Raw genomic sequence first — 21137 nt, 5'->3', positions numbered from 1 at the left:
AGGAGACAGGAGGCGCCTTCGCAAAGGTCGTCTCCTGAATCCCGAACACTGAACCCTGAATTCCCATGAGAAAGCCCTTCAACACGCCTAAGCCGTTCGGCATCCTGCTGCCCGCCACGCAAGCTCCCGCCAACCCGCCGTTCGTCAACTGGTTCCCTGCCGAAGGCGCCGCCCGGTATCGCGTCACTTTCGCCGGCCGCGGCGAACCACAGACCTGGGAGACACCGTACAACTTCCTCACTCCGCCCGTGCCGCTGGAGGCGGGGCTGTTCAGTATTACCGTCGAGGCAATCGGCTCCGACGGCGCGCTGATCGCCACGGACGAGCGTCAGACGCAACTGGAACCGCCCGCCACCGGCACATCGGCCGACCTGAACAACCTGCACCGGGCGCCCGGCAGCCGCTTGTTCCTGCAGGACGCCGACGTCCGTTCGATTCTAGCGGCCGAAGGTGAGCGCGGTGAATGGCGCGATCGCCTGCTCGCCGTCGCTGACGACATCAGTGAGGAACTGCTCCAGGGCCCGCCGGAACCGGAAAGCTACCCGAACGGCGTCTGGAGCTTCGACTACTGGAAGAAGAACAATTCCGTCTGCATCGCGCTGGAGGATGCCATTTTCGCCGCCACAGTGGCATGGCGCCTGACCGGTGATGACAAGTACCTTGCGCCCGCGATCCGCATGTTATCCCACGCGGCGCAGTGGGATCCGCTCGGTCCCACCGGCCTTTGGGAGAACGATCACAGCACACACGCGTTCCTCCACGCGTTCACCGTGGCGTACGATACCTTCGGCGAAGCCCTTCCCGCCGATCTCCGCTCCGCCATCCGCGCTTCCATCGCCGCCCGCTGTCGAGACATCTACGAATTCCTCAACCCATTCCACATGAAGGAACTCAGTTGCGGCCTCATGGGCTCCCCCGCCAACAACCACGCCTGGTTCGTGGCGGAGGCAATGGGGCTGGGTGGGCTGGCTCTCTGGGAAGAGGAACCGGACGCACGGCAGTGGGTAGCTCTGGCCGCGCAACTGCACACGGGCGCGTTCTTCCCGTTCGGCGACCCGGACGGCGGCTGGCACGAGGGCATCGACTACTGGTCGTACAGCCTGTTCTTCACGTTCCAGTTCCTGGATGCCCTGCTGGACGCGACCGGAGTGAACCTGTACGAGCACCCATGGCTGCGCAAGACGACCTCGTTCAAGATGCTCGCCCACCCGCCGGCCGGCGCGTACGTGCCTTTCGGCGACGTGAAACACCACCCGCCGCTGGCCGTCGATCGCCTCATCGCGATGCGCCTCGCCTCACGCCACCACGATCCCGGGGAATGGCGCTACGTGGACACGATCGCGGGCGGAGCCATCGACCAGAGACGTCACCTGCCGCACGCCCTCGCGTGGTCGGACCGCGGTGGCGTCACGCGGGAAGCGGCGGCGGTCGCCGTGCCGGCGCGCGTGGCGCATTACAAGGACATGGGTTGGGTGGTCGTCAACAGCGACCCGTTCCACGCCGACGATCAGGTCCTGTTCGCGTTCAAATCCGGCGGTAAGCACCCGGGCGCCAGCGGCCACTGCCACGCGGACGTCAACAGCTTCGTCCTCTGTGTGGGCGGCGAAAAACTGCTGTGGGACGCCGGCTACTACGATAGCTACGAGAGCCCGCACCACAGCGGTTACTCCCGCCAGAGCCAGGCGCACAACGTCTTGTTGGTGGATGGGGCCGGCCAGTTGGGTAAAACGCGCGGCGTCTACGGGCACATCTCGCGCTGCGACGTGGACGGCCTGAACGTGGCGGTGGAAAGCGATGCTTCGCACCCGCTGGTCTACGGCGGTTTGGTGGACCGATTTGTCCGCCGCGCATCCTTGCGCGACTGCGCGGAACTGATCGTCGAGGACGAGATCGTCACGCCTCACGCAGCCAGGCTCTCGCTCCTGCTGCACAGTGTCTACCCCATCCTGTGGGATCCCGGCGAAAAGACCCTGTGCATCCGCGGCGAGAGGATCGAACTCCTGGGCAGGCTGGAGACCGACCAGCCGATTGACGCCACGATCACCACCGCCTTCGAATATGTTTGCAATACCCGCAGCGCCCTGCTGGACACGTTCGACGACTACCCAGACCAGTACCATCTTGAGATGAAGACCGCGCGCGCCGTCCGCGAATGGAACCCCTGTATGGTCTTTACATGGAACGGAATCCGATGACCGCAAAGGCACAAAGGCACAAAGCGAATTCGGAATCCCTGAATCTGGGAGTCATATCCATTCGGGCACACATCAATATCTGCGACTTTGTGCCTTGGTGTCTTTGTGGTTGACTCCGATTCAAATAGGCGCCTGCAGATCGGGCGCTACGACATCGCGTCATTTCTGACCTACGCCATCTACGCCGCCGGTTCAGTCGTGATTCCGGTGTCACTGGTTGAGCTGGCCCGCGAACTCGGCTTTTCGCTGGAAGCCGGAGGCCTCACGGCGGGAGGCGCACTGCAGATTGGCCGCACCGCGGCACTGGTTTGTGCGATGCTGGCGTGCGGCTTCGCCGCGGCCCGATGGGGCATTCGCGGTACCCTGGGCTGGTCCATTCTCGCAATGGGCGCCGGGATGGCGCTGTGCGCATTCGCTCCGAACTACGTGATGCTGCTGCTGGCCCTTTCGGTGGCGGGTCTGGGTGAGGGCGTTATCGAGGGGCTTGCGACCCCGTTTGTACAGCAATTGCACGCGCGCGAGCCGGGCCGGTACGTCAATTTGTCGCATGCGTTCTGGTCGGTGGGGGTCTTCATCACGGTCCTGGCGGCCGGCTGGCTGCTGAGCGTAGGGGTGTCGTGGCGGGTGATCACGGCGGGGGTGGCGGCGTTGTCGCTGGCGCCGGCCCTTCTGCTCGTGATTCCGCGGAAGGGTGTCCGCGCGGAAATGGCGTTTGCCGATTCCGTTCCAGCCGCCGCCGTGTGGGGCCATGCGTCCGCTATCGTCCGTGAACCGCGGTTCTGGCGTTATTTCGCCGCCATGTTCGTTGCGGGTGGCGGCGAGTTCTGCCTCACGTTCTGGTGCGCCAGTTACATTCAACTCCATTTCGCCGCCGCCGCGTGGGCCGGCGGGGTCGGGACGGCCTGCTTCGCGGCCGGGATGATGGCGGGGCGCATTGGTTCCGGCTGGCTGCTCCACCAGAACCATCTGCGGTCGCTCATCATCGGCTCCGGCGCGGCGGGCGTAGTGATAACGCTGCTTCTGCCGGTCATAGGGCACATGAATTGGTTCTTCGTGGTCCTGTTTGCCGCCGGCATCGCCAGCGCGCCGTACTGGCCCAGCATCCAGAGCTACAGCGCCGACCGCCTGCCGGACACCGATACCACGATGCTGATGATCCTGCTCGCATGCGCGGGGGTGCCGGGCTGCGGGTTCTTTACGTGGCTGATGGGCTTCATCGGAAACCACACCGGCGGCCTCCAATCGGCCTTCTACCTCGTCCCAGCGTGCTATCTTGCCTTGACCATCCTGATCGCCACGGACGGACGAACGGAAACGACGAACGCGGTGCGATGAATTCCCGAGCCGCCCAGGTTGGTTTCGGCAGCGAGCGGTTCTATCTCTTCCGGGGCACGGATTCCTGAGACGATTTGAGCGCGACTAGCACCAATACTATCGAAACGACCGCTCCGAGATAGATGCCCCAGATGGATCCCCCGACCCACGCGAAACGCGATATCGATAGTGGCTTTCCGGCTCCATAGAACGCGTTTGCGAACAGATCAGGGCCCAGGGAACAGAGCAGCACTCCAATTGCGCCTCCGGCCAGCCAGCCAGCAGCCGCCCCGACCAAAATGCGTGCCAGGCACGACAATCCGGCGCGGATCGATGCCTCCGAACGCATGGTGAGGACGATTCCGCAAGTGAGCGTGAGGGACAGTAACGTGCCGGCTACGAGGGCTTCGAGGATGCCCTGGGCAACGATGGTTCGCGACAGGTTTGTCACACTCTCCCAACCCATCACGACGCGGAAGTACTCAGGGCTAACCTGGGAGTTGATGGTATTGGCGGTTGCCGCCAGAACAACCGCGCCGAGTACTCCGCAAAGGAAGATGGTGACCGTCGAGCGCATCTGCATGGTATGCCTCCAACTCCACTTGACGCACTCTTCCGCGGATATGGTTCGCCCAAAACCCGATGAGCGATGAATCCCCGAACCGGGATTCATCGCTCATCGCTCATACTTCATCGTTTCCACTTACGAGTTGGCTTTGATGAACTCGCGGGCGGCGTCGATCTGGCCGGCGGAGCCGAGCAGCACGTTGCGGCTGGCGATGAACTTCGCGTACTCGCCCATGAAGATCTTGCCCGGGGGGCGAAGATCGAAGTCGCTCGGCGTGTCCCGGAAATGCTCGCGGTGAACGCGGCACCACACCAGGCGGCCGTCGGTATCGATGTTGATCTTGGTGACGCCGCGCTTGGCGGCGGGGAGGTACTGGTTGGCGTCTACGCCCTTGGCGCCCTTCAGCGCGCCGCCGGCGGCGTTGATGCGCTCTACTTCATCCTGCGGGACGCTGGAGGAGCCGTGCATCACGAGCGGGAAGCGGGGCTTCAACTTGGCGATGGCTTCCACGATCTCGAAGTGGATGCCCTGGCCGCCGGAGAACTTGAATGCGCCGTGGCTGGTGCCGATGGCGCAGGCCAGGCTGTCACAGCCGGTGGCGTCGATGAAGGTCTTGGCTTCGTCCGGATCGGTGAGGTGAGCGTTCTTTTCGTCCACCGACACGTGCTCTTCCACGCCGCCCAGCTGGCCCAGTTCGGCCTCAACGCTGACGTTCTTCGCGTGGGCGCGGTCTACAACGCGCTTCGTGACGGCGATGTTCTCATCGAACGGGAGATGGCTGCCGTCGATCATCACGCTGCTGTAGAAGCCGCTGTCGATGCAGTCATAGCAGGCCTGCTCGTCGCCGTGGTCAAGGTGGACGGCGAAGAGGGCGTCCGGCCAGATCTCGTCGGCGGCGCGGATCATCGCTTCCAGCATGCGCTTGTCCGTATAGGAACGGGCGCCCTTGCTGAGCTGGATGATGAACGGGGCCTTGGAATCCATGTTGCCGCGAAACAGGCCCATGGTCTGCTCGAGGTTGTTGATGTTGTACGCGCCAAGGGCGTACTTACCGTAGGCGTGCTCGAACAGCACGCGTGTGGGAACGATCATTGTGCTACTCCTTAAATCCGGCCAGGATTGCCGGAAAACATGTTACTATTCAATCGTCAGGAAAGCAGTGTCAGCACCTCCATGTTATAGGAAATCGGCGGGCCAAAGTAAACCCGGACGGCGCCTGCACGCTTGGACCCATGAAAACCGGCGTCAAATGAGACGGCTCGCGTCACCATGACGGCCGGACGAATCGCCTGCCTGAGGCCATTCAGGGATTGGATTCCAGCCCCGTCGCGCGTCGCGCGATCCGAAGCGCGTCCAGAAGGTCTATCGCGGTTGCGGAGCCTCCGCCGATCTCCACATTCAGCCTGGTTTTCTCCCACGAAGTGGCGGCGGCGCCCACCCCGCCGGCGATCTGCGCGGCGCGGGCCGCCTCCGCGAGAGTGTACGGCGGAGTGAAGCCGAGGGCGCCCGGCCCCATTGCCACGTTTGCTGCGATCTGCGCGGCGTTGAGAGCGCCGTTGTAGATCCGGACCTCGCTCATGCTGCCCCTGAACGTGGGATCGTTGAATGGTGAGCCCCCTCCGATGCCGACCACGCTGATGCCTCCCGCACCGGCGGCAACCTTCGCGAAAGAGTAGACGGTGGCCCCTTGCGCAACTTTGACGCCGTCGAGATAGACCGCCGCGACGCCCGTCGCGCCGATTCCGCCGAAGCCCGAAAAGACGAGATGCACCACGTGGTTGCCGTAGGAAACCGGCAGCGGGTCCGGGCTCACAATCACATTCTCTGCCGCGCCGTCCGAACGTGTGCCCAGGCCGATTCCGGCGCCGCTCCGGTTTGGCGAGAGGATGGAGTAGTTGGTGAGGCTGCCGTACGCTCCGGCCACGGAGAACAACGCCTGAAAGTACCCGCCCGCCTGGCCGTAGACGTCGAGCGGCGTGCTGAAGTTGGCGGTGAAGATCTCGATTGTCGCGTTTTGCAGCCCGCTGACTGCTGTCACCGGAAGCCGGATGTACCCCGGGCCGCTGCTGGAGGTCCCGCCCGTGAAAATGGCCGTGCCGTTCGCGCCCCACGCCGGCACGATGGACACGCTTCCCACCACGGCGCCGTGGGCGGTCCCGACGGAGTCGTTCGCATTGCCGTTGAAACTGTACCGGTGAAGCAATGACTGACCGTGGCACGGCGCAAGCATCCACACTGCCAGCGCGGCTGTCGGCAGTGCTTTCGTCAGTGCGGTTTCCAGTGTCTTGCTCAAGAATCTATCCCCGGTCGGCGAAGGCCGACTTGGCTTCGGAAGCCAACCAATTCGTTGGCATGGGCGCAGCGCCTACAGGCGTCCGTAGAGACGCCCAAGGTCGGTGAGTGTGCCATCGTTGTTTACCAGTGCGGCCGCTCCCAGGGCCGCGTCTCCGGTGCCGGCGGAGAACCAGGCGTAGCGCTGAACATAGTCGCGCCGATTCAGCTCCGGCAGCACTGTCCGGGCGAAATCGGCGCATTGCGCCGGCGAGATTCCACGGTTGCCGGACCAGTCCGCGGGCGCAAACTCCGTGATCCACACGGGTTTGCCGTAGAGGTTGTGTATGTAATCCACGTGGCTCAGGAAGCCCCACGGGTCGTTTCCCCCGTACCAGTGGATGCAGACGAAGTCCACTCGGTAGCCTTTGGTCGCACAGCCCCCCATGAAGTCCTTCATCCACTGGTTGTCCGCGTGGACGGTGGCCGGGCTGCCCAGTGGTAGACCGGTGCCGACCATATACTGCCAGCCCTCCAGGGCGTAAGCGACGGAAAGGTTGGCCTGCGTCGAGTTGTCCGGTTCGTTGAACCCCAGCAGGTACCGCACGCCGGGCTGGCCCTTCACTCCGGCCAGCCAGTTCACCTGCGAGTTGTTCGCGTTGCCGTAGTAGCCCCAGACCATCGGCACGAATTCCGCTCCGCTCGGGGCGTCTGCCGGCCGATCGCCGCCCCAGGTGTAGTACCACGCGCCGTTCAGGTACGGAACCTTGGTCTCGCGGCCTCCGAGGCCTTTCTTCGGGCTGGGCAGCACCTTGGCGACGCCGGCCCAATCCAGTCTGAAGACCTGGTTGTCGCCTCCCCAGTAGGCGTAGATATCCGTTGTGTCGCCGGCCTTCGCCGAGTTCCCATTACGGATCTCGAGTGTCTGGTTGGACGTCACGCCTGCGTTCTTCGGGATGATGCGGTAGTAGCCGTTTCCAACGTCCTTGAACCACCATTGCTGCGCCGTGTTGCCGTTGTCCTCCCAGGTCGTGACGGAGTTGCCGTTTGTGGACACACCGTTATTGCAGTCCAGCATCTGGAGGGAGTTCCGGCCGGAGTAGGCGTAGATCTTGTAGGCGCCGTCGGCCTGCTGCTCGACGAGCCACTGCTGATTGCTCGTCTTGTTGGCGGTCCAGAGTTGAACGGCCGTGCCATTGGCGTTTCCGAAGCCGTAGACGTCCAGGCACATGCCCGGTTGGCCGCGCGTGGTGAGGCGGTAGACACCCGTGGTGGGGTTGGCGAGGACGGTCGCGCTGAGCAGACAGCAGAGCGCCAGTGTTGAGATTGCAGGCGTTTGAACACGGGGCATCCGGGGCTAACCTCTGTGCTCGATGGTCGGAGCGCTGGAGAATAGAGTTCTCCATGGCTCATTCAAATCACTGGTTGGATCAAGCGGGCGTGCAGGAGGCGTGAATGGCGCGTAAAGTGGATCGTGGTAGTAATACTCCTCCCGGAAACGTATCTGGACGTTGACTCCGAGCATCAGCGCGATTGTCGCGAACGTGGTCGGCACTAGAAAAGCCCAGGCGACGGTCCTTCTCCGGCGCTTCGCGGCTTTCAAATATGAGAACTCATTCATGACGACTCCTTCGGCACAGGAATTGCGCAACGCGTCCGCGGTGCACATCCTGACGCCATTATACCCCGGGGCGTAGCCAACGGCCACGCCCACGTCGGCTCAGCCCTTCCGGCACAATTCCACGATGAGAGTCTCGAGCGATTCGTCCTCGTCCGCGGCGGGCCCCTCGATCCCCTTCAGCGCCAGGTCCCTGTCCAGGATAAGCCGGAAGGCGCGTCGCAGGCGCTCCCACGTAACCATGCGCGCCTGCTTGGCTGCTTTTTCCCGGTTCCACTCCCCCATCTTCAACAAGTTCTTCTCGCGCGGAAGACGGTCAGCGGCGGTTCGATCCTCGGCCATCATTTTCGCTTGCCAGACGAGGCGGTACTGCCACGCGATCATCGGGAGGATGCGCAGCGCGGGCTCGTTGTTGGCGCGCAGGCCGTGCAGCGTTGATAGCGCGAGGGCGGCGTTCCCCGCGCAGATAGCGTCTGTCATCACGAAGACGCTGAACTCCGTGCTCTCGGAAACAACCGTCCGCACGTCATCCCGCGTGATGGTCGCCCGGTTGCCGCTGAACGCCGCCAACTTGTCGAGTTCCATGGCGAGGGCGCCCAGATCGCACCCGACGCGCGCGAGCAGTTCGGTCCGGGCCTGGGTGTCCATGCTCTTGCCGGTCCGGGCCACGGCGGCCGCGAGCCAGCGCGCCGCCTCGGGCGGCTTGAGGACGTCGAATTTCTGCACTACGCCTAGTGATTTGCAGAGCGAGTCCAGCCGCCGCACGATGCCGGCTACTTTCTGCGCTGACTTCCCGCCACCGTTGTCGTCGCCGCCCTTTTTCTCCTCGCCCGTTTCGCCTGCCACGAAGATCACCACGCTCATCGCACCGATGCTCTTCGGGAGGAGTTTCTGGATCTTCTCGACCTCCTCGGTGGGCATCCTCTGTGCATCGTCGACGACGACCACGCGCTTCTCGGACGCAAAAGGAACACCGCCCAGGGCGGACAGGACGCGCTCGGCCGTGGCGTCACGCCCGTCGATCCGCTCGAGGTCGAAATCACGGAATGCCGCGTCCGTAAAGCGCTCGATGAGGGAGTTCAGCGCTTCGTTGCGCAGAACGGCCTCCTTGCCCTTCAGGAAGTATACGGGGTGGTTTTTTTCGTTAGCCATGCTGGAAATGGATAGTCCGGGTGCGCGTGCGTGTTCATTATAGACGCGACATGTCGCTCGCTTGTCCCCTGGCGGGGCTCGCCTGGCGACAATGCATAGTTTTGCCAAAGGCTGGGTACACTAAACAGATAACATGTTAATGTGCGGGAGATCGGATCATGGGTTTCGACATATCAACGGAGGCGTCACAGCCTGACACAGTGATCATTCGCTTTTCGGGGCAGTTTGATTTCACGCACGTCGCCACGGCACGGGCCGCCATCGCTGAGACGATTGAAGCAGGCGCGCACCTCATCGTCATCAACCTCGATGGGCTGGACTACATCGACAGCGCCGGCCTGGGCGTCCTCGTCGGAACCCTGGCGCGTCTGCGCGACCGGAATGGCGAGCTTGCCGTGGTGTGCCGGTCCCCCCGCATCCGCCGGGTGTTCGAGATTACCCGCCTCACCCAGTTGATATCGCTGATGGACTCCGAGGCAGAGGCTCTGTCCGTCCGCGTGCCGCAGCCGTCTTGAACAACGCGCCGCGCCTCCCCTACACTGAGCGGGTATGATTCCACCAGACCCGCAATGTGACAGAGGAGAGTGACAGTGAGCGTGCGTTCAGATGGCCGGGCACCCGATGAGTTGCGCCCCGTGACGATTACCCGCAGATTCCTCAAGAACGCCGAAGGCTCCTGCCTCATCGAGTTCGGCGATACCAAGGTCATCTGTGCGGCCAGTGTTGAGGATCGCGTGCCGCCTTTCCTGCGCGATTCCGGGAAGGGTTGGGTCACCGCCGAGTACTCTATGCTTCCGCGGGCAACCAATACCCGCACCCAACGCGATCCCGGAAAGCCCAACGGGCGCAGCCTTGAAATCCAGCGTCTCATCGGTCGCAGTCTGCGCTCAATCGTCGACCTCGAGGCCTTCGGCGAACGGACGATCACGCTCGACTGTGACGTGATGCAGGCAGATGGCGGTACACGCACCGCTGCAATTACCGGCGCCTACGTCGCCCTCGTGGATGCGTTTCGCTGGATGATGGCCAACCGCGGGCTGAAGCGCGTGCCTGTCGCCAACGCGGTCGCCGCCGTGAGCGTGGGGATTGTCCAAAGCCGCGATCTTTTAGACCTCTGTTACGCAGAGGATTCGTCCGCCGCGGTGGACATGAACGTGGTCATGACATCGGCGGGCGAATTTGTGGAAGTCCAAGGCACCGCCGAAGGCCTGCCGTTCGGGCGCGACCGGCTGAACCGCTTGCTCGACCTCGCCGAGGGCGGCGTCCGGACACTGCTTGAAGCCCAGAAAGCCGCCCTCCGGGACGACTGAGGGAACCGGTTCCGCCGCGTCATTGTTGAACCCCATGGCAACACGAAACACGCTGATTCTGGCGACCGCCAACGCTCACAAAGTGCGCGAAATGGAGTCCCTTCTCGTCGATTGCGGCTGGGCAGTCGCGGCGGCGCCGGCGGAAATGGCCGAGATAGAAGAGACCGGCTCAACGTTTGCGGAGAACGCCCGGATCAAGGCGCTGGCGACGGCCCGGGCGACCAAGAACATTGCCCTGGCCGATGATTCCGGCTTGATGGTCGATGGTCTCAACGGCGAACCCGGCGTGCATAGCAAGCGATGGGCGGGAGATGATGCGGACGACGGCGATCGCATTGCGAAATTGCTGAACGCTCTGGACTCCGTGCCATATCAAGACCGCACCGCACGATTTGTATGCGCTGCGTGCATCGCCGGGCCCGAAGGCGTGCTGTGGGAAGGTGAAGGCCGCGTGGAGGGAGTCATTGCTCTGGCGCCGTCCGGGAATGGCGGGTTCGGCTACGATCCGATTTTCCATGTTCCCGAAGCCGGCCGCACAATGGCAAATCTGTCCGAAAAAGAGAAGAACGCCATCAGCCATCGCGGACGAGCCATGTCTCAAGCCGCGGAATGGCTGAGGTCCAATAAAGCACGATAGCCGCACTGCATCGTGACGCGGCCGTACACAAATCGCGGGGGCACGAACCCCCGCATACACTCAAGGAGAAAACATATGAGCGCTGCCCTCGAAGTAAACGAAGCCAATTTCAAACAGGAAGTCCTGGATTCCTCGATCCCCGTCCTGGTGGATTTCTGGGCGCCTTGGTGCGGCCCCTGCCGCATGGTCGGACCCGTGGTCGACGAGATCGCGAAGGACTATGCCGGCAAGCTGAAGGTTGTGAAAGTGAACACGGACGAGGCGCCCGGCGTGGCCGGTTCCTACAACATCATGAGCATCCCTACCCTTATGATCTTCAAGGGCGGCGAGCGCGTGGACCAGATTATCGGCGCGCAGCCGAAGCAGGCGATCGTCGGGAAACTCAGCCCGCATATGTAGGGCAAAGATCGTGAGGAGAGGGGGATGGAGACAGGATTCCATCCCCCATCCTTCTCGCCCCACGCTCCATCCTCCATTTCCACCCCCGGTGCTATCATCTCTCATGTGGACGCTGGCCGTCCGCTGGAGTGATTGATGGCACCGAACGACACTAACAAGCCTTCGAAAGGCAATCCGGTTCCCCCGGGCGCGATGCCGCCGGACCCTCGGTCGCGCCGTGCCGATCCGCGGCTATGGGCATTGCTGCCCGTGATCGCGCTGTTGATACTAGGCGCTTACCTGCTGGGCCAGTACCGTAGCCCGGAGCCACCGCCGCAGGTGCAGCCGACGGTCCAGGCGCCCCCTCCCGTCGCCCCGCAGGGCAAGATTTCGGTCACCGAGGTGCCCAAGGCCGTCAGTATAACCCCGGTGCCCCCAAGCGTGGCGCCCCCTGTGAACAAGCCGCCCAAATCGGAGGCCGGGCCATCGTTCAAGCACGAAGAGCCGGCCGTTGTTCTCCCCAATGGCGCCGATGACACCACATCCGCCGATTCGGGCTCGGATGCCGGTTCATCAGGCTCCGCCGAGGCGCCGGCGACAGAAGACTCCCGCCCCGTGGCGGCGCCCGATCGCGACGCCGTGAAGCTCAACGATCCGGCGCAGGAGTATCCTTCGTCCGCCTACGAGGAAGGCGTCGAGGGAACCGCGAAGGTAACGTTTACCATAACCCCGGACGGCATAACAACCGATGCATCCATCGGGCAGTCATCCGGCGACAGCCGTCTCGATCAGGCGGCGCTGGATTATGTGAAGCGTCTGCGTTTCCGCCCCGCGATGAAAGACGGGCTCCCCGTGCCCGTGCAGGCAACGCGGAGCGTCGTATTCAGCCGGCGCTAAACACGGAGCGCGGCCCGACAGACGGCGCGTGGCTTCGTGCACATTATTGACGCCTGAAACTTCGGCCTTGACAAGCGCGTATCGACATGCGCGGGAGGATTCAGTCTTCCCCACGCTTTTTGAAAGGATCGACCAAACGCCCATGTTCACCAATTGGTTCACACGCATATGGCGAGGATTCTGGGGTGCGTTTTTCGAAAACGCGGAGGATCCGGAACTGACGCTTAAGCAATTGATGCGCGATATGCGCGCCAAAGTCCCGAAGATGCGCATGGCCGTTGCCAGTGCGTTGGGCGCCCGCAATATGGCCCAGGCGGACCTCGATGAAGCCAAGCGCGAACTGGCAGCCCTCGAACCGCAGATCATCGCCGCCGTCCGCGGGGGCGAACCCATGCGACAGGCCGCCGAAGTCCTCATCACCCGCAAGCAGAACCTCGATGCGGGGATGGGCGACAAGGAACGCCAGCTTGAGCTCACTCAATCGGCCGCCGACCAGGCGAAGCAGCTACTGGATGCCTACGAATCGGAAGTCGAACGCCGCAGCCAGGTGGCGATTCAGAAGATCAACCGTAACAAGCAAGCCGCGATGGTCGAACAAATGGCCCAGTTGCGCTCGTCATTTGAGACCGGTGACGACGCCAGCGTTCTGGATGAAGTGGGCCGTCGCATCGATGAGCGCTACGCCAAGGCGCAGGGAATGCTCGAGGTAAGCGGCCGTTCGACGGAAGCCCAACTGGCGCAGGTGCGTATCAGCGCCGCGTCACTGGCCGCTTCCACGGCATACGAGGACTATCAGCGCCAACTGGGCCTGCTGCCCGGCGTCGAGACTCCGCGACAGCTGTCCCCGGCAGCCTCGGCGGAAGCGCCGGCGGAAGAGCAAGTCGCTCCGCCGACGATCGAGCAGAAACAGTAACACGCCATTCGGCCGGGCGGAACAGGCCGGTTTGCCGACGACGTGCCGGTTCAATGGCGCTCAACACGCTGTGACCGGCACGGGCATTTTATGCCCGTCGGCTCACAGATGAGGCAGGCGCGCGCCGGCCCTTCCCGGCGTCGGCGCATGAGGCAGGTCAGGCAGGATGCGGATACAATACAACGTAAAATCGGCGTTAGGGGAGTTGGGGAACCTGTTGTTCCTGGGCTTTGGCGCGGCGCTGTACCTGGCCTCCGGGGCGGTGCCGATATTGCTCGGCGCCCTCGTCATCGAGTGCGCGTATCTGATGATTGTACCCCCGAGCGCATGGTACCGCGGCATATTGGAGGAGCGCGCCTTTCGGCTCCGCCAGCGGGACCGGGCTCGCCTGAAAACCATGACCCTGCCGAGGCTTCTGCCGGCCGACCGCAAACGGTTCCTTCGCCTGGAGACGATGCGCAATCAGATCCCTGCCGCCGCGGGTACGCGGCCGGCCGAGATGGCGGGGATTTGCGGGCAAATGGACGTCCTCCTGGACAAGTTTCTCCAGTTCGGCGCGAAAAACGCCCAATACCGCGCCTACCTGGTCGAAATGGTTCGGCCGGCGCCGGGGCCGGCCCAGTCGGGCGCTCCGTGGCTCGACAAACTCTTCGACCTCGCCGGAACGCTCCTGAACGAAAAGCAGGATTACGTGCAGATACCGGTGGGCGGCACCCCTAAGCGCGTCACGGATGTCGGCGCGATTATCGACGAGATCCGGAAGGATCAGGACGCGCGCATCCAGCAGCTTCAGGCTTCCATCGGGGCCCAGACGAGCGACGCCAACAAGATGGTCATGTCGAAGAACCTCGAGGTTCTCACCAAACGCCGCACGCGAATCGGCGAATTGGGCGACATTATCACCAACCTGGAGTGCCAGCTGGATCTGATCGAGAGCACCTTCGGCCTGATCGCCGACCAGGTGCGCACTCAGGCGCCGGAACAGGTCTTGCGGGAGATCAACGAGGTTGTGATCCAGACCGAGACGACCACGCAGCTCCTCGCCGCCACCGCTCCGATGGAGGCCGCCCTGAGCCACCTCGAAAACAAACTGTCGTAGGTGCGGCGTCAGTCGGCGGCCGCCGCCTGCTGCGATCCCACACGGAAGCTGCTCTCGATAGCCGCTCCCGGCTGTAATTCCAGGTAGAGGTCCGGCACGGCATTGCTGCTGATGTCCCGCGGTGGACACACCTTCCAGTTCACGTACAGAAGCGTGTGACCCTCGGCATTTTTGCCGCCCCTGACCTGATGCCGGTCGTCGGCGCTGAACTCGACGCGCAGGCCGTGCCCATCGGGCGCGCTGAGGGATGCCCACTCGCATTCGTATTTCGTTGAGTTGAAGTCGAAGGCATCCGGGCGCGTCAGGTTCGTATTGTGGGCGTCCATGGAGTCCGGCCGGGCCGTGCCGGCGGGCCGTCCGATGTGCAATGCAGGGTAGTACGTCCACAGCGCGTGGCGGTTCCACGAGAACCGATCGTACAGGGCGGGCATTTCGAATACCCAGCCGATCTCCTGAACATCCGCCTTTTCCCCCGTCCACTCAACACGGTAGGCGAACCTGACGTCTGAAAAGCGCACACTTACACGGCCGACAACGCGCGTGGGCGCATCCGCCATCACGATGTCGCCTTCCATCGACGTCGTTCCACCGAGGCCCGCCCCCTCCGGCGTGCGCTTCACATTGATTACGCTCGCAGCATGCCGTTCCGCGGTGTTCCACAGGTACGGATCACCGTGGGTGTCGCGGGTTATCAGGTTGAATGTCAGGAACGGCAGACCGGCGGGTGGCGGGCCCAGCGCGGGCGTCGCGATTGCCGGGGTGAGCGGGAACTGACACGTGACGATGTTCCATCCGCGCGGGTCTTCGAACGCAATACGCAGCGTATCGGCGCCCAACCCGGCAAATCCCGCCGGCAGCTTCAGGGCAACGCTCCGCCGCGTCCGCGGCGGCAACGCCAGGCGGGCCGTACCCTCTTCGACCTTCCGCCCCCGGGCGAGCAGGGTCCACTCGGCCCTGATCTCCGACAGGTTCGTGAACGAGTACCGGTTATGCACTTTCAGAACTGCGTAGCCCGGCTTCGATGCCATGTCGGCCTTCGCATCGACCTGGATCGGCGAGTAGACCATCTTCACGTGGTAATAGTCCGGGCGAGGGTGTCGCCAACCGTCCACAAGGCCCTTCGTCTTGGCGTACTGAATGCCGGTTTCGCGGTCGAACCGGTAGAGTTTGACCGGCGACTTGTCCTGCACGGCGCGGTCTTGCCATTCCCACAGGAACTCGCCGGGTATCCCGGGAGCGTCCCACACGATGTCCCAGTTGCGCTTGAGGACGGCGGCCCAGAGGTCGAGACACCCGTAGTCGGCGCCGTTCCGCACGTCCCACACGTTGGGGTTTTCGGCGAATATCATCGGCCACTTGGCCCGGCGCGCGGTGTCGTCAGCGCGTTTGCGGATCTCGGCGGGCGACGTATAGTGAAGGTCGTCCATCTCCACGCCGTACCGGTCCGCCTTCATCTCCGATACAAGCCGTGGCCTTGATGGATCGAGCGCTTTGGCGATGTCTGCCGCGACCTGGAGGTTGCGTCCCGGCTTGTTCTCGTTCCCAACCGCCCAAATGATGATGGACGGGTGGTTCCGGTCGCGGCGCACCGTCTCCCGGGCGCGCTGCTCGAAGGCCGGCCTCATCGCGGGGTCATCGGCGTTGCACCAGCAATATGGGAGTTCGTCGAGGACGTAGAATCCCATTTCGTCGCACCGGTCGTAGAAGCCGGAGCCATAGGGGTAGTGCGAGGTGCGGATCGCGTTGATGTTCGCCGCCTTCATCAACTCCAGATCCTTACGCCAGACGTCTATCCCCACGGCCGTTCCCGCGTCCGGATACACGTCGTGGCGGCAAATGCCCGTGAGTTTGACCGGCACACCGTTCACCATCAGCACGCCGCGCCGGATGGAGACCTCGCGGACCCCGATTCTGCGGCGGATCTGTTGAATCACTCGCCCGGACGGCTCACGGAGTTCAACTGTCAGGGGATACAGGTTCGGGTGTTCCGCCGACCACAGGCGCGGCTTCGAGAGAACCTGGGCTATCTCCACCGTTCCTCCGGGCACCGCCGGAGCGGTGTGCCATTCGGCGTCGTCGCCGATGCGGACGGCGATGAGCGGGGCTTCCCGGGCCGGTGTTACGGTGACGCCCACCCGTACCTCGGCGCTCCCGCCGCGTTGAAGTGTCGTACGGACCACGAAATCCTCGATGTGCGTCTGCGGCACGGAGAACAGGGTCACTGTGCGGTGGATGCCGCCGAGGAAGAAATAGTCGCCCGAATCGAGATCCGCAGACCGTGTGATCTTCGTTACTCGGACCGCCAGCAGATTACGTTCGCCGAATTTCACTTGCGGCGTGAGGTCCGCCTGCCAGGCTGTCCATCCGCTCTCGTGGTAGTTCGCGCGGTCCCAACTCGGTTCGCTCACGCTCACCGGCTGTCCGTTGAGGAACAACTCCGCCCCGTTCTGCACGCCGTCGAAGTTCACATAGACCCGCTGGCCGGCCCACTTCGACGGCACTTTGAACCACTTGCGGTAGAATCCGGAGGCGTTGTCCGGGTGGTCATAAGTGGCGGGCGAGTATCCGGCGATCTCCCAATTGCCGGGCACGCGCAAGTCGTGCCAGGCGGCGTCTTCCACGTAGTCCGTCCGGAAGAACGGCTCAAAGGTCTCGGGGGTGGTGATCGGCTCGATGGCGCCCAGTTTGCGCGGCGCATCGGCCGCGGTGTCGCCGGCCTGTTCGAGCTTGAATCGCCACATCCCGTCGAGGGAGACGCCGGCGCCGCCGTCCGTCGGAATCGGGATGGCGCCGGCGGTAGCCGCCAACAAGGCGAGGACCAGCATCGCGGCGGGAACCGAAACGAATGTGCTCATGGATATCGGCCTTCCCGGACTCTTCCGCCGATCGCGTTCGGCGCGAATCACATTGAACTCGGAACTCCCTGGTTGTGCGGCGCCGTCACGCCGTATCGGTGAACAGCGCGACTTCTTACAGACCGTACAGTTCGCCGTACTTGCCCGTGAGGTAGGCAACGTAAGGCGCCGGATCCAGGGGCTTGCCGTTCACCTTCAGCGCGAGTTCCTTCGGCTCGTACTGGCGGCCGTACTGGTACACGTTTTCCACCAGCCACGTTCTGAGCGTTGTGAACTGGCCCTGCGCCATCTGTCTCGGGATCTCCGGGTGCGCCTTTAGGGCCGTTTCGAAGATCTGCGCGCCCAGGATATTTCCCAGCGCATACGTCGGGAAATACCCGAGCGAGCCCTGGCTCCAATGCGAGTCCTGCAATACGCCGTCCGCGTCGTTCGGCGGCACGATCCCCAGGAATTCCTGCATCTTGGCATTCCAGGCCTCCGGCAGATCGGCGACTTTCATCGTCCCGTCCAGCAAAGCCTGCTCCAGTTCGAAGCGCAGCATGACGTGAAGATTGTAAGTGACTTCATCCGCCTCGGTACGGATCAGGCTCGGCCGAACGCAGTTTACCGCGCGGTACCACTCCTCGGCGGTTACATCCGCGAGGTTCTCCGGGAATGTCTCTTTCAGCAGCGGGAAATAGTGCTCCACAACACCGCGATTGCGGCCGACGATGTTCTCCCAAGTCCGGCTTTGGCTCTCGTGGAACACCATGCTGCACCCGTTGTCGAGGGGCGTGCGGGAGAAAACGGGCTTGATGTTCTGCTCATACATAGCATGGCCGGATTCGTGGAAGATGGAGTAGAGGCATTCCTGAGGCGCCTTCCGATCGAACCGTGTGGTGATGCGCACATCATCGCGCCCAAAATCCGTCTCAAACGGGTGCGGCGCAACGTCGAGGCGGCCGCGGTTCAGATCGTAGCCATAATCCTGAGCGACTTTGAGCGCAAAGGCCTGCTGGCCGGCCTCCGGGTAATCCCTGGTCAGGAAATCGGTACGCGGGGCGGGGCGTTCCGCGATCGCCTTCACGAGCGCAACCTGCTGCGGGCGGACAACGTCAAATACCGCCTTCACTTCCGCCGTCCTGGCGCCCGGCTCAAAGACATCGAGCAGGGCGTCGTAGGGTGAGTCCTCGAAGCCGTAATAGTCGGCCGCTCGCCGCGCGTAATCCACCTGCTTTTCGAGATGGGGTTGGAACGCCTTGAAATCATTGGCCTTCCGCGCGACCCGCCACGCCTCGTTGGCGCGGATACCATCCATCGTCCACGCGGCGACGAAATCGTTTGGCAGTTTCCGCGCCCGCTCGTAGTCTTTCCTCACGATGCGGACAAGGCAGGCGTCGTCGCTGTCCCGGTCCAGTGCGTCCGCTTCCTGCTGCGCCGCGTCCAGGAGCTGTTCGGTCTTGCTCGAGGTAAACCAGGTGTGGGACAGCCTGCTGAGGGTGGAGAGCTGCTGCGCGCGCCCTTCGGTTCCTCCGGGAGGCATATACGTCTGCTGGTCCCAGCCGAGGACACTGGCTGCCATGTCGATGTCGCTTATCTCTCCGAGATGCTCGCGCAGTGCGCTGATTCCGGTGCTCATCAAATCCCTCCTTGGTTTTGTCGCTGTGCTATATGATTCGAGGCTGCGCCCGACAAACCTGCCGGGTCTGGCTAGGCCTTCACGCGCCAGGCGAACGACACGGTTGCCTGCCCGCCTTTGGGGGTGACAACGAGATCGTATGTCCCCGCGGGCAGGTCTTTGAACTGGAAGAAGCCTTCCCGGTCCGCGACGGCTTCAAGGCCGGCGCCGGCCACCTGCACGAGGGCGCCGGGCGCGAACGCGCCGGAAATGTCCCGCGCGCGCCCTTCCAGGATACCGGTGCGCTGTTTCTCGTGCGTCAGTTCGATGCCGGTGTAATAGTGCTTGAGGATGGCGTCGTATCCGATGCCGGCCCGGGCCATCCCGCAGGCTCCCCACTGGCAGAGGCCAACGCCGTGACCGTATCCCCGTCCGGAAAACGTCCACGTATCCTCGCCGGACCGCGAGACGGTCATGATCTGGCTCTTGAGGACATTCGTGCCCACCATCTTCCGGAACTCATAGCCCGCGAATGTTGACTTCACCGGTTCGGGGGTTGGCGGCGCGGTTCCAGGGTCGGCCGGGGCTACCGGGACAACCGGCTTCCCCGGATCCGCCGCCGAGTCGCCCTGGGCAGCCGGCGATTCCACCTTCGGTTCGGCAGGTGTTGCGGCGCCAGGCTGCGCTGCGGGCGCGATCGCTTTTTCGGATACCGGGAGCCCCTCGACCTCCACCTCTCCGACCCGGCCATCCGCTGATACACGGTTGAATCGGATGTCGGTGATGGCTGCCAGTTTCGTACCGCCCTTCGCGTTCAGTTTGGCGATGATGTCGGCCGCGGGGATGTCGAGCGTCCACGTGTGCCGGGGCGACGCGGAGCAGTAATCCGGTCCGCCCGCGGGGGCGTCCACTACCGGGAGCAAGTACGGCAATTCTCTATGGCTGAGGCCGGCCGCTGCATTCGACCTGGTCTGCCCGCCGCAATCGGCGCTGAAATAGGCGACAATCGGCTCATCGTGGTAAGTCGCGATGATGCCGGCGGTCTCCTCCACAGCCTGGCGGATTTCCGGCCAGTCCGAGCGAGTACCGCCGTAGACCTGGTCGGCCACGGTATCCACAACGTCGATGCCATTCGGGCGATGGCCGGATTGCGACAGGGCGAACGTGCGCGCCGCGACGGCCTGGGCCTTCAGAGCGCCCAGCGGGAACGCCTTGACCGATTCGCCGGCCAGCACGCCCGCGATGTAGTCCTCGCGCCGTACTTCGTTGACGACTTCCAGGCCGGAATCGCCGACACGCACCTCAATCGCGCCCAGATACGCGCGCGTACCGATGGTGATAGGACGGGATGCGTTGAGGCTAATGATGCGAACGGTGGCGCACGGCAGGTCGGAGCCGCCCGGCCCGGCGACGTCGCGCCCGTCATCCGAGAGGGAAAGCATGTAAGGCATCCCCGCCGGTACGCGGGCGAACGCGGAATGCGTTTCAGGGTTCACCACCAGCAGATCCGCCTCCGACGTCAACGTTACGCGACCTTTCTGGGCGGCCTTGGTGATCAGTACGCGGACGGTCTCCTGGGGCGCGGCCAATCCGGCGCCCGTGAGGAAGTCTTCGGCCCTGACGATGGGTTCTTTCTGGAACGCCGCCCGGTGAATATGGCGGTTGCGATGAACGGGCCTGGGGGGAGGCGCCTCCGCCATCTGCGGGCGGGCCGGCAAGTGACGGCCGGACAGCAGCGCCGCGCAGGTAAGCGCGGTCCCGATCGCGATGGCGAAAGCCAGCGGAGAAATGGTTATGTTCAGGCGGGGAAGCGGCATAGCCCTCGGCCGGCGTCGGTGCGCCGTGTTATCCTCATTCGATGACCTGGGAGAACTGAATCACCGTGACGATATTCGATGGAGTCAGCGAGTCCCCATAGATGCGCTCGAGAAGGTCTACCAATTCGTCGGCGGTGCGGATCTCCGGGCTTTCCTTCTCGATTTCGCGCGGGGTGAGGTCGGTGATAGGCGCAACACGTACCGTGTCGATAATGGCGGTAAAGAGTTTCTGCCGGGTGCCGTGGCGGTGACCCGTTGTGATCCAGACCAGCTGCCCAGGCTGGTATTTTGACGATTTGTCGCCGAGGCGGACCGTTCCGGTCTTGCGGCCCTTGCGCAGCATATCGACGTAAATCTGGGAATAGAAATTGATGGCAAACATGGGGCAGTTTCCGATAATGGGCAAGCGGCGGGTACAAGTTCCCGCAACATATTATATCCTCTCAGGCGACAGGAGACGGGAAACAGGCCCGCCGAACCCTGTCCCGCCGCCATCCGCATCCCTATCTTTGGCTC

Annotated in this window: 19 protein-coding genes; 9 read left to right on the top strand and 10 right to left on the bottom strand. The window is 63.5% G+C overall.

Features of this window, described 5'->3' with window-relative positions; translation table 11 throughout:
- The first annotated feature begins 65 nt into the window (after nucleotides 1-65).
- Together VGM51_04460 and VGM51_04455 are read left to right on the top strand one after the other, a co-directional pair.
- Complete coding sequence (locus VGM51_04460; protein HEY3412297.1) at nucleotides 66-2195, top strand: DUF4962 domain-containing protein; 2130 nt, start codon at nucleotides 66-68, stop codon at nucleotides 2193-2195.
- 105 nt (nucleotides 2196-2300) lie between these two features.
- Nucleotides 2301-3530: an MFS transporter gene (locus tag VGM51_04455; GenBank protein HEY3412296.1), complete on the top strand. Its 1230-nt coding sequence runs from the start codon at nucleotides 2301-2303 to the stop codon at nucleotides 3528-3530.
- Between the two features lie 40 nt (nucleotides 3531-3570).
- Here VGM51_04455 and VGM51_04450 read toward each other — a convergent pair whose 3' ends face one another.
- From VGM51_04450 to holA, 6 genes are all read right to left on the bottom strand, one after another.
- Nucleotides 3571-4092 carry a hypothetical protein gene (locus VGM51_04450; GenBank protein ID HEY3412295.1) on the bottom strand — a complete coding sequence of 174 codons (522 nt, stop codon included), beginning with the start codon at nucleotides 4090-4092 and terminating at the stop codon, nucleotides 3571-3573.
- Nucleotides 4093-4212: 120 nt separating this feature from the next.
- Complete coding sequence (locus VGM51_04445; GenBank protein HEY3412294.1) at nucleotides 4213-5169, bottom strand: ketose-bisphosphate aldolase; 957 nt, start codon at nucleotides 5167-5169, stop codon at nucleotides 4213-4215.
- A 211-nt stretch (nucleotides 5170-5380) separates the two neighbouring features.
- A complete protein-coding gene (locus VGM51_04440; GenBank protein ID HEY3412293.1) occupies nucleotides 5381-6370 on the bottom strand; it encodes a LamG-like jellyroll fold domain-containing protein in 990 nt (329 codons plus the stop codon).
- A 72-nt stretch (nucleotides 6371-6442) separates the two neighbouring features.
- Nucleotides 6443-7699, bottom strand: coding sequence for a glycosyl hydrolase (locus VGM51_04435; GenBank protein ID HEY3412292.1), 1257 nt, complete (start codon nucleotides 7697-7699; stop codon nucleotides 6443-6445).
- Between the two features lie 6 nt (nucleotides 7700-7705).
- Complete coding sequence (locus VGM51_04430; GenBank protein HEY3412291.1) at nucleotides 7706-7969, bottom strand: hypothetical protein; 264 nt, start codon at nucleotides 7967-7969, stop codon at nucleotides 7706-7708.
- Nucleotides 7970-8068: 99 nt separating this feature from the next.
- Nucleotides 8069-9118 (bottom strand): DNA polymerase III subunit delta, encoded by a 1050-nt coding sequence (gene holA, locus VGM51_04425; protein HEY3412290.1) that lies wholly within the window; start codon nucleotides 9116-9118, stop codon nucleotides 8069-8071.
- A 158-nt stretch (nucleotides 9119-9276) separates the two neighbouring features.
- Here holA and VGM51_04420 point away from each other — a divergent pair, with 158 nt between their 5' ends.
- The 7 genes from VGM51_04420 to VGM51_04390 all read left to right on the top strand — a co-directional run bounded on the left by VGM51_04420 (nucleotide 9277) and on the right by VGM51_04390 (nucleotide 14352).
- Nucleotides 9277-9633 carry an STAS domain-containing protein gene (locus VGM51_04420; protein ID HEY3412289.1) on the top strand — a complete coding sequence of 119 codons (357 nt, stop codon included), beginning with the start codon at nucleotides 9277-9279 and terminating at the stop codon, nucleotides 9631-9633.
- 81 nt (nucleotides 9634-9714) lie between these two features.
- Complete coding sequence (rph, locus tag VGM51_04415; GenBank protein HEY3412288.1) at nucleotides 9715-10428, top strand: ribonuclease PH; 714 nt, start codon at nucleotides 9715-9717, stop codon at nucleotides 10426-10428.
- Nucleotides 10429-10462: 34 nt separating this feature from the next.
- Entirely contained in the window at nucleotides 10463-11065 is a 603-nt protein-coding gene (rdgB, locus tag VGM51_04410; protein ID HEY3412287.1) for an RdgB/HAM1 family non-canonical purine NTP pyrophosphatase, read from the top strand.
- 75 nt (nucleotides 11066-11140) lie between these two features.
- Nucleotides 11141-11464 carry a thioredoxin gene (gene trxA, locus VGM51_04405; protein HEY3412286.1) on the top strand — a complete coding sequence of 108 codons (324 nt, stop codon included), beginning with the start codon at nucleotides 11141-11143 and terminating at the stop codon, nucleotides 11462-11464.
- A 135-nt stretch (nucleotides 11465-11599) separates the two neighbouring features.
- Complete coding sequence (locus tag VGM51_04400; GenBank protein ID HEY3412285.1) at nucleotides 11600-12340, top strand: energy transducer TonB; 741 nt, start codon at nucleotides 11600-11602, stop codon at nucleotides 12338-12340.
- A gap of 142 nt (nucleotides 12341-12482) precedes the next feature.
- Nucleotides 12483-13253, top strand: a complete 771-nt coding sequence (locus VGM51_04395) for a PspA/IM30 family protein (protein ID HEY3412284.1) — start codon at nucleotides 12483-12485, stop codon at nucleotides 13251-13253.
- 166 nt (nucleotides 13254-13419) lie between these two features.
- Entirely contained in the window at nucleotides 13420-14352 is a 933-nt protein-coding gene (locus tag VGM51_04390) for a hypothetical protein (protein ID HEY3412283.1), read from the top strand.
- Nucleotides 14353-14360: 8 nt separating this feature from the next.
- On the opposite strand, the gene VGM51_04385 is transcribed toward VGM51_04390, so the two are convergent.
- The 4 genes from VGM51_04385 to VGM51_04370 all read right to left on the bottom strand — a co-directional run bounded on the left by VGM51_04385 (nucleotide 14361) and on the right by VGM51_04370 (nucleotide 21003).
- Entirely contained in the window at nucleotides 14361-17207 is a 2847-nt protein-coding gene (locus tag VGM51_04385; GenBank protein HEY3412282.1) for a glycoside hydrolase family 2 TIM barrel-domain containing protein, read from the bottom strand.
- A 115-nt stretch (nucleotides 17208-17322) separates the two neighbouring features.
- The gene (locus tag VGM51_04380; protein ID HEY3412281.1) at nucleotides 17323-18825 is read right to left on the bottom strand and encodes a carboxypeptidase M32; all 1503 of its coding nucleotides are present in this window, start codon (nucleotides 18823-18825) and stop codon (nucleotides 17323-17325) included.
- Nucleotides 18826-18896: 71 nt separating this feature from the next.
- A complete protein-coding gene (locus VGM51_04375; GenBank protein ID HEY3412280.1) occupies nucleotides 18897-20621 on the bottom strand; it encodes a SpoIID/LytB domain-containing protein in 1725 nt (574 codons plus the stop codon).
- A 34-nt stretch (nucleotides 20622-20655) separates the two neighbouring features.
- Complete coding sequence (locus VGM51_04370) at nucleotides 20656-21003, bottom strand: ASCH domain-containing protein (protein ID HEY3412279.1); 348 nt, start codon at nucleotides 21001-21003, stop codon at nucleotides 20656-20658.
- Nucleotides 21004-21137: the final 134 nt, after the last annotated feature.

Source organism: Armatimonadota bacterium (genome assembly GCA_036504095.1).
In the GTDB taxonomy this organism is placed as follows: Bacteria; Armatimonadota; DTGP01; order JAKQQT01; family JAKQQT01; genus DASXUL01.
Note: the sequence above shows the minus strand (reverse complement) of the source record. Positions and strands in the feature narration are given on the sequence as shown.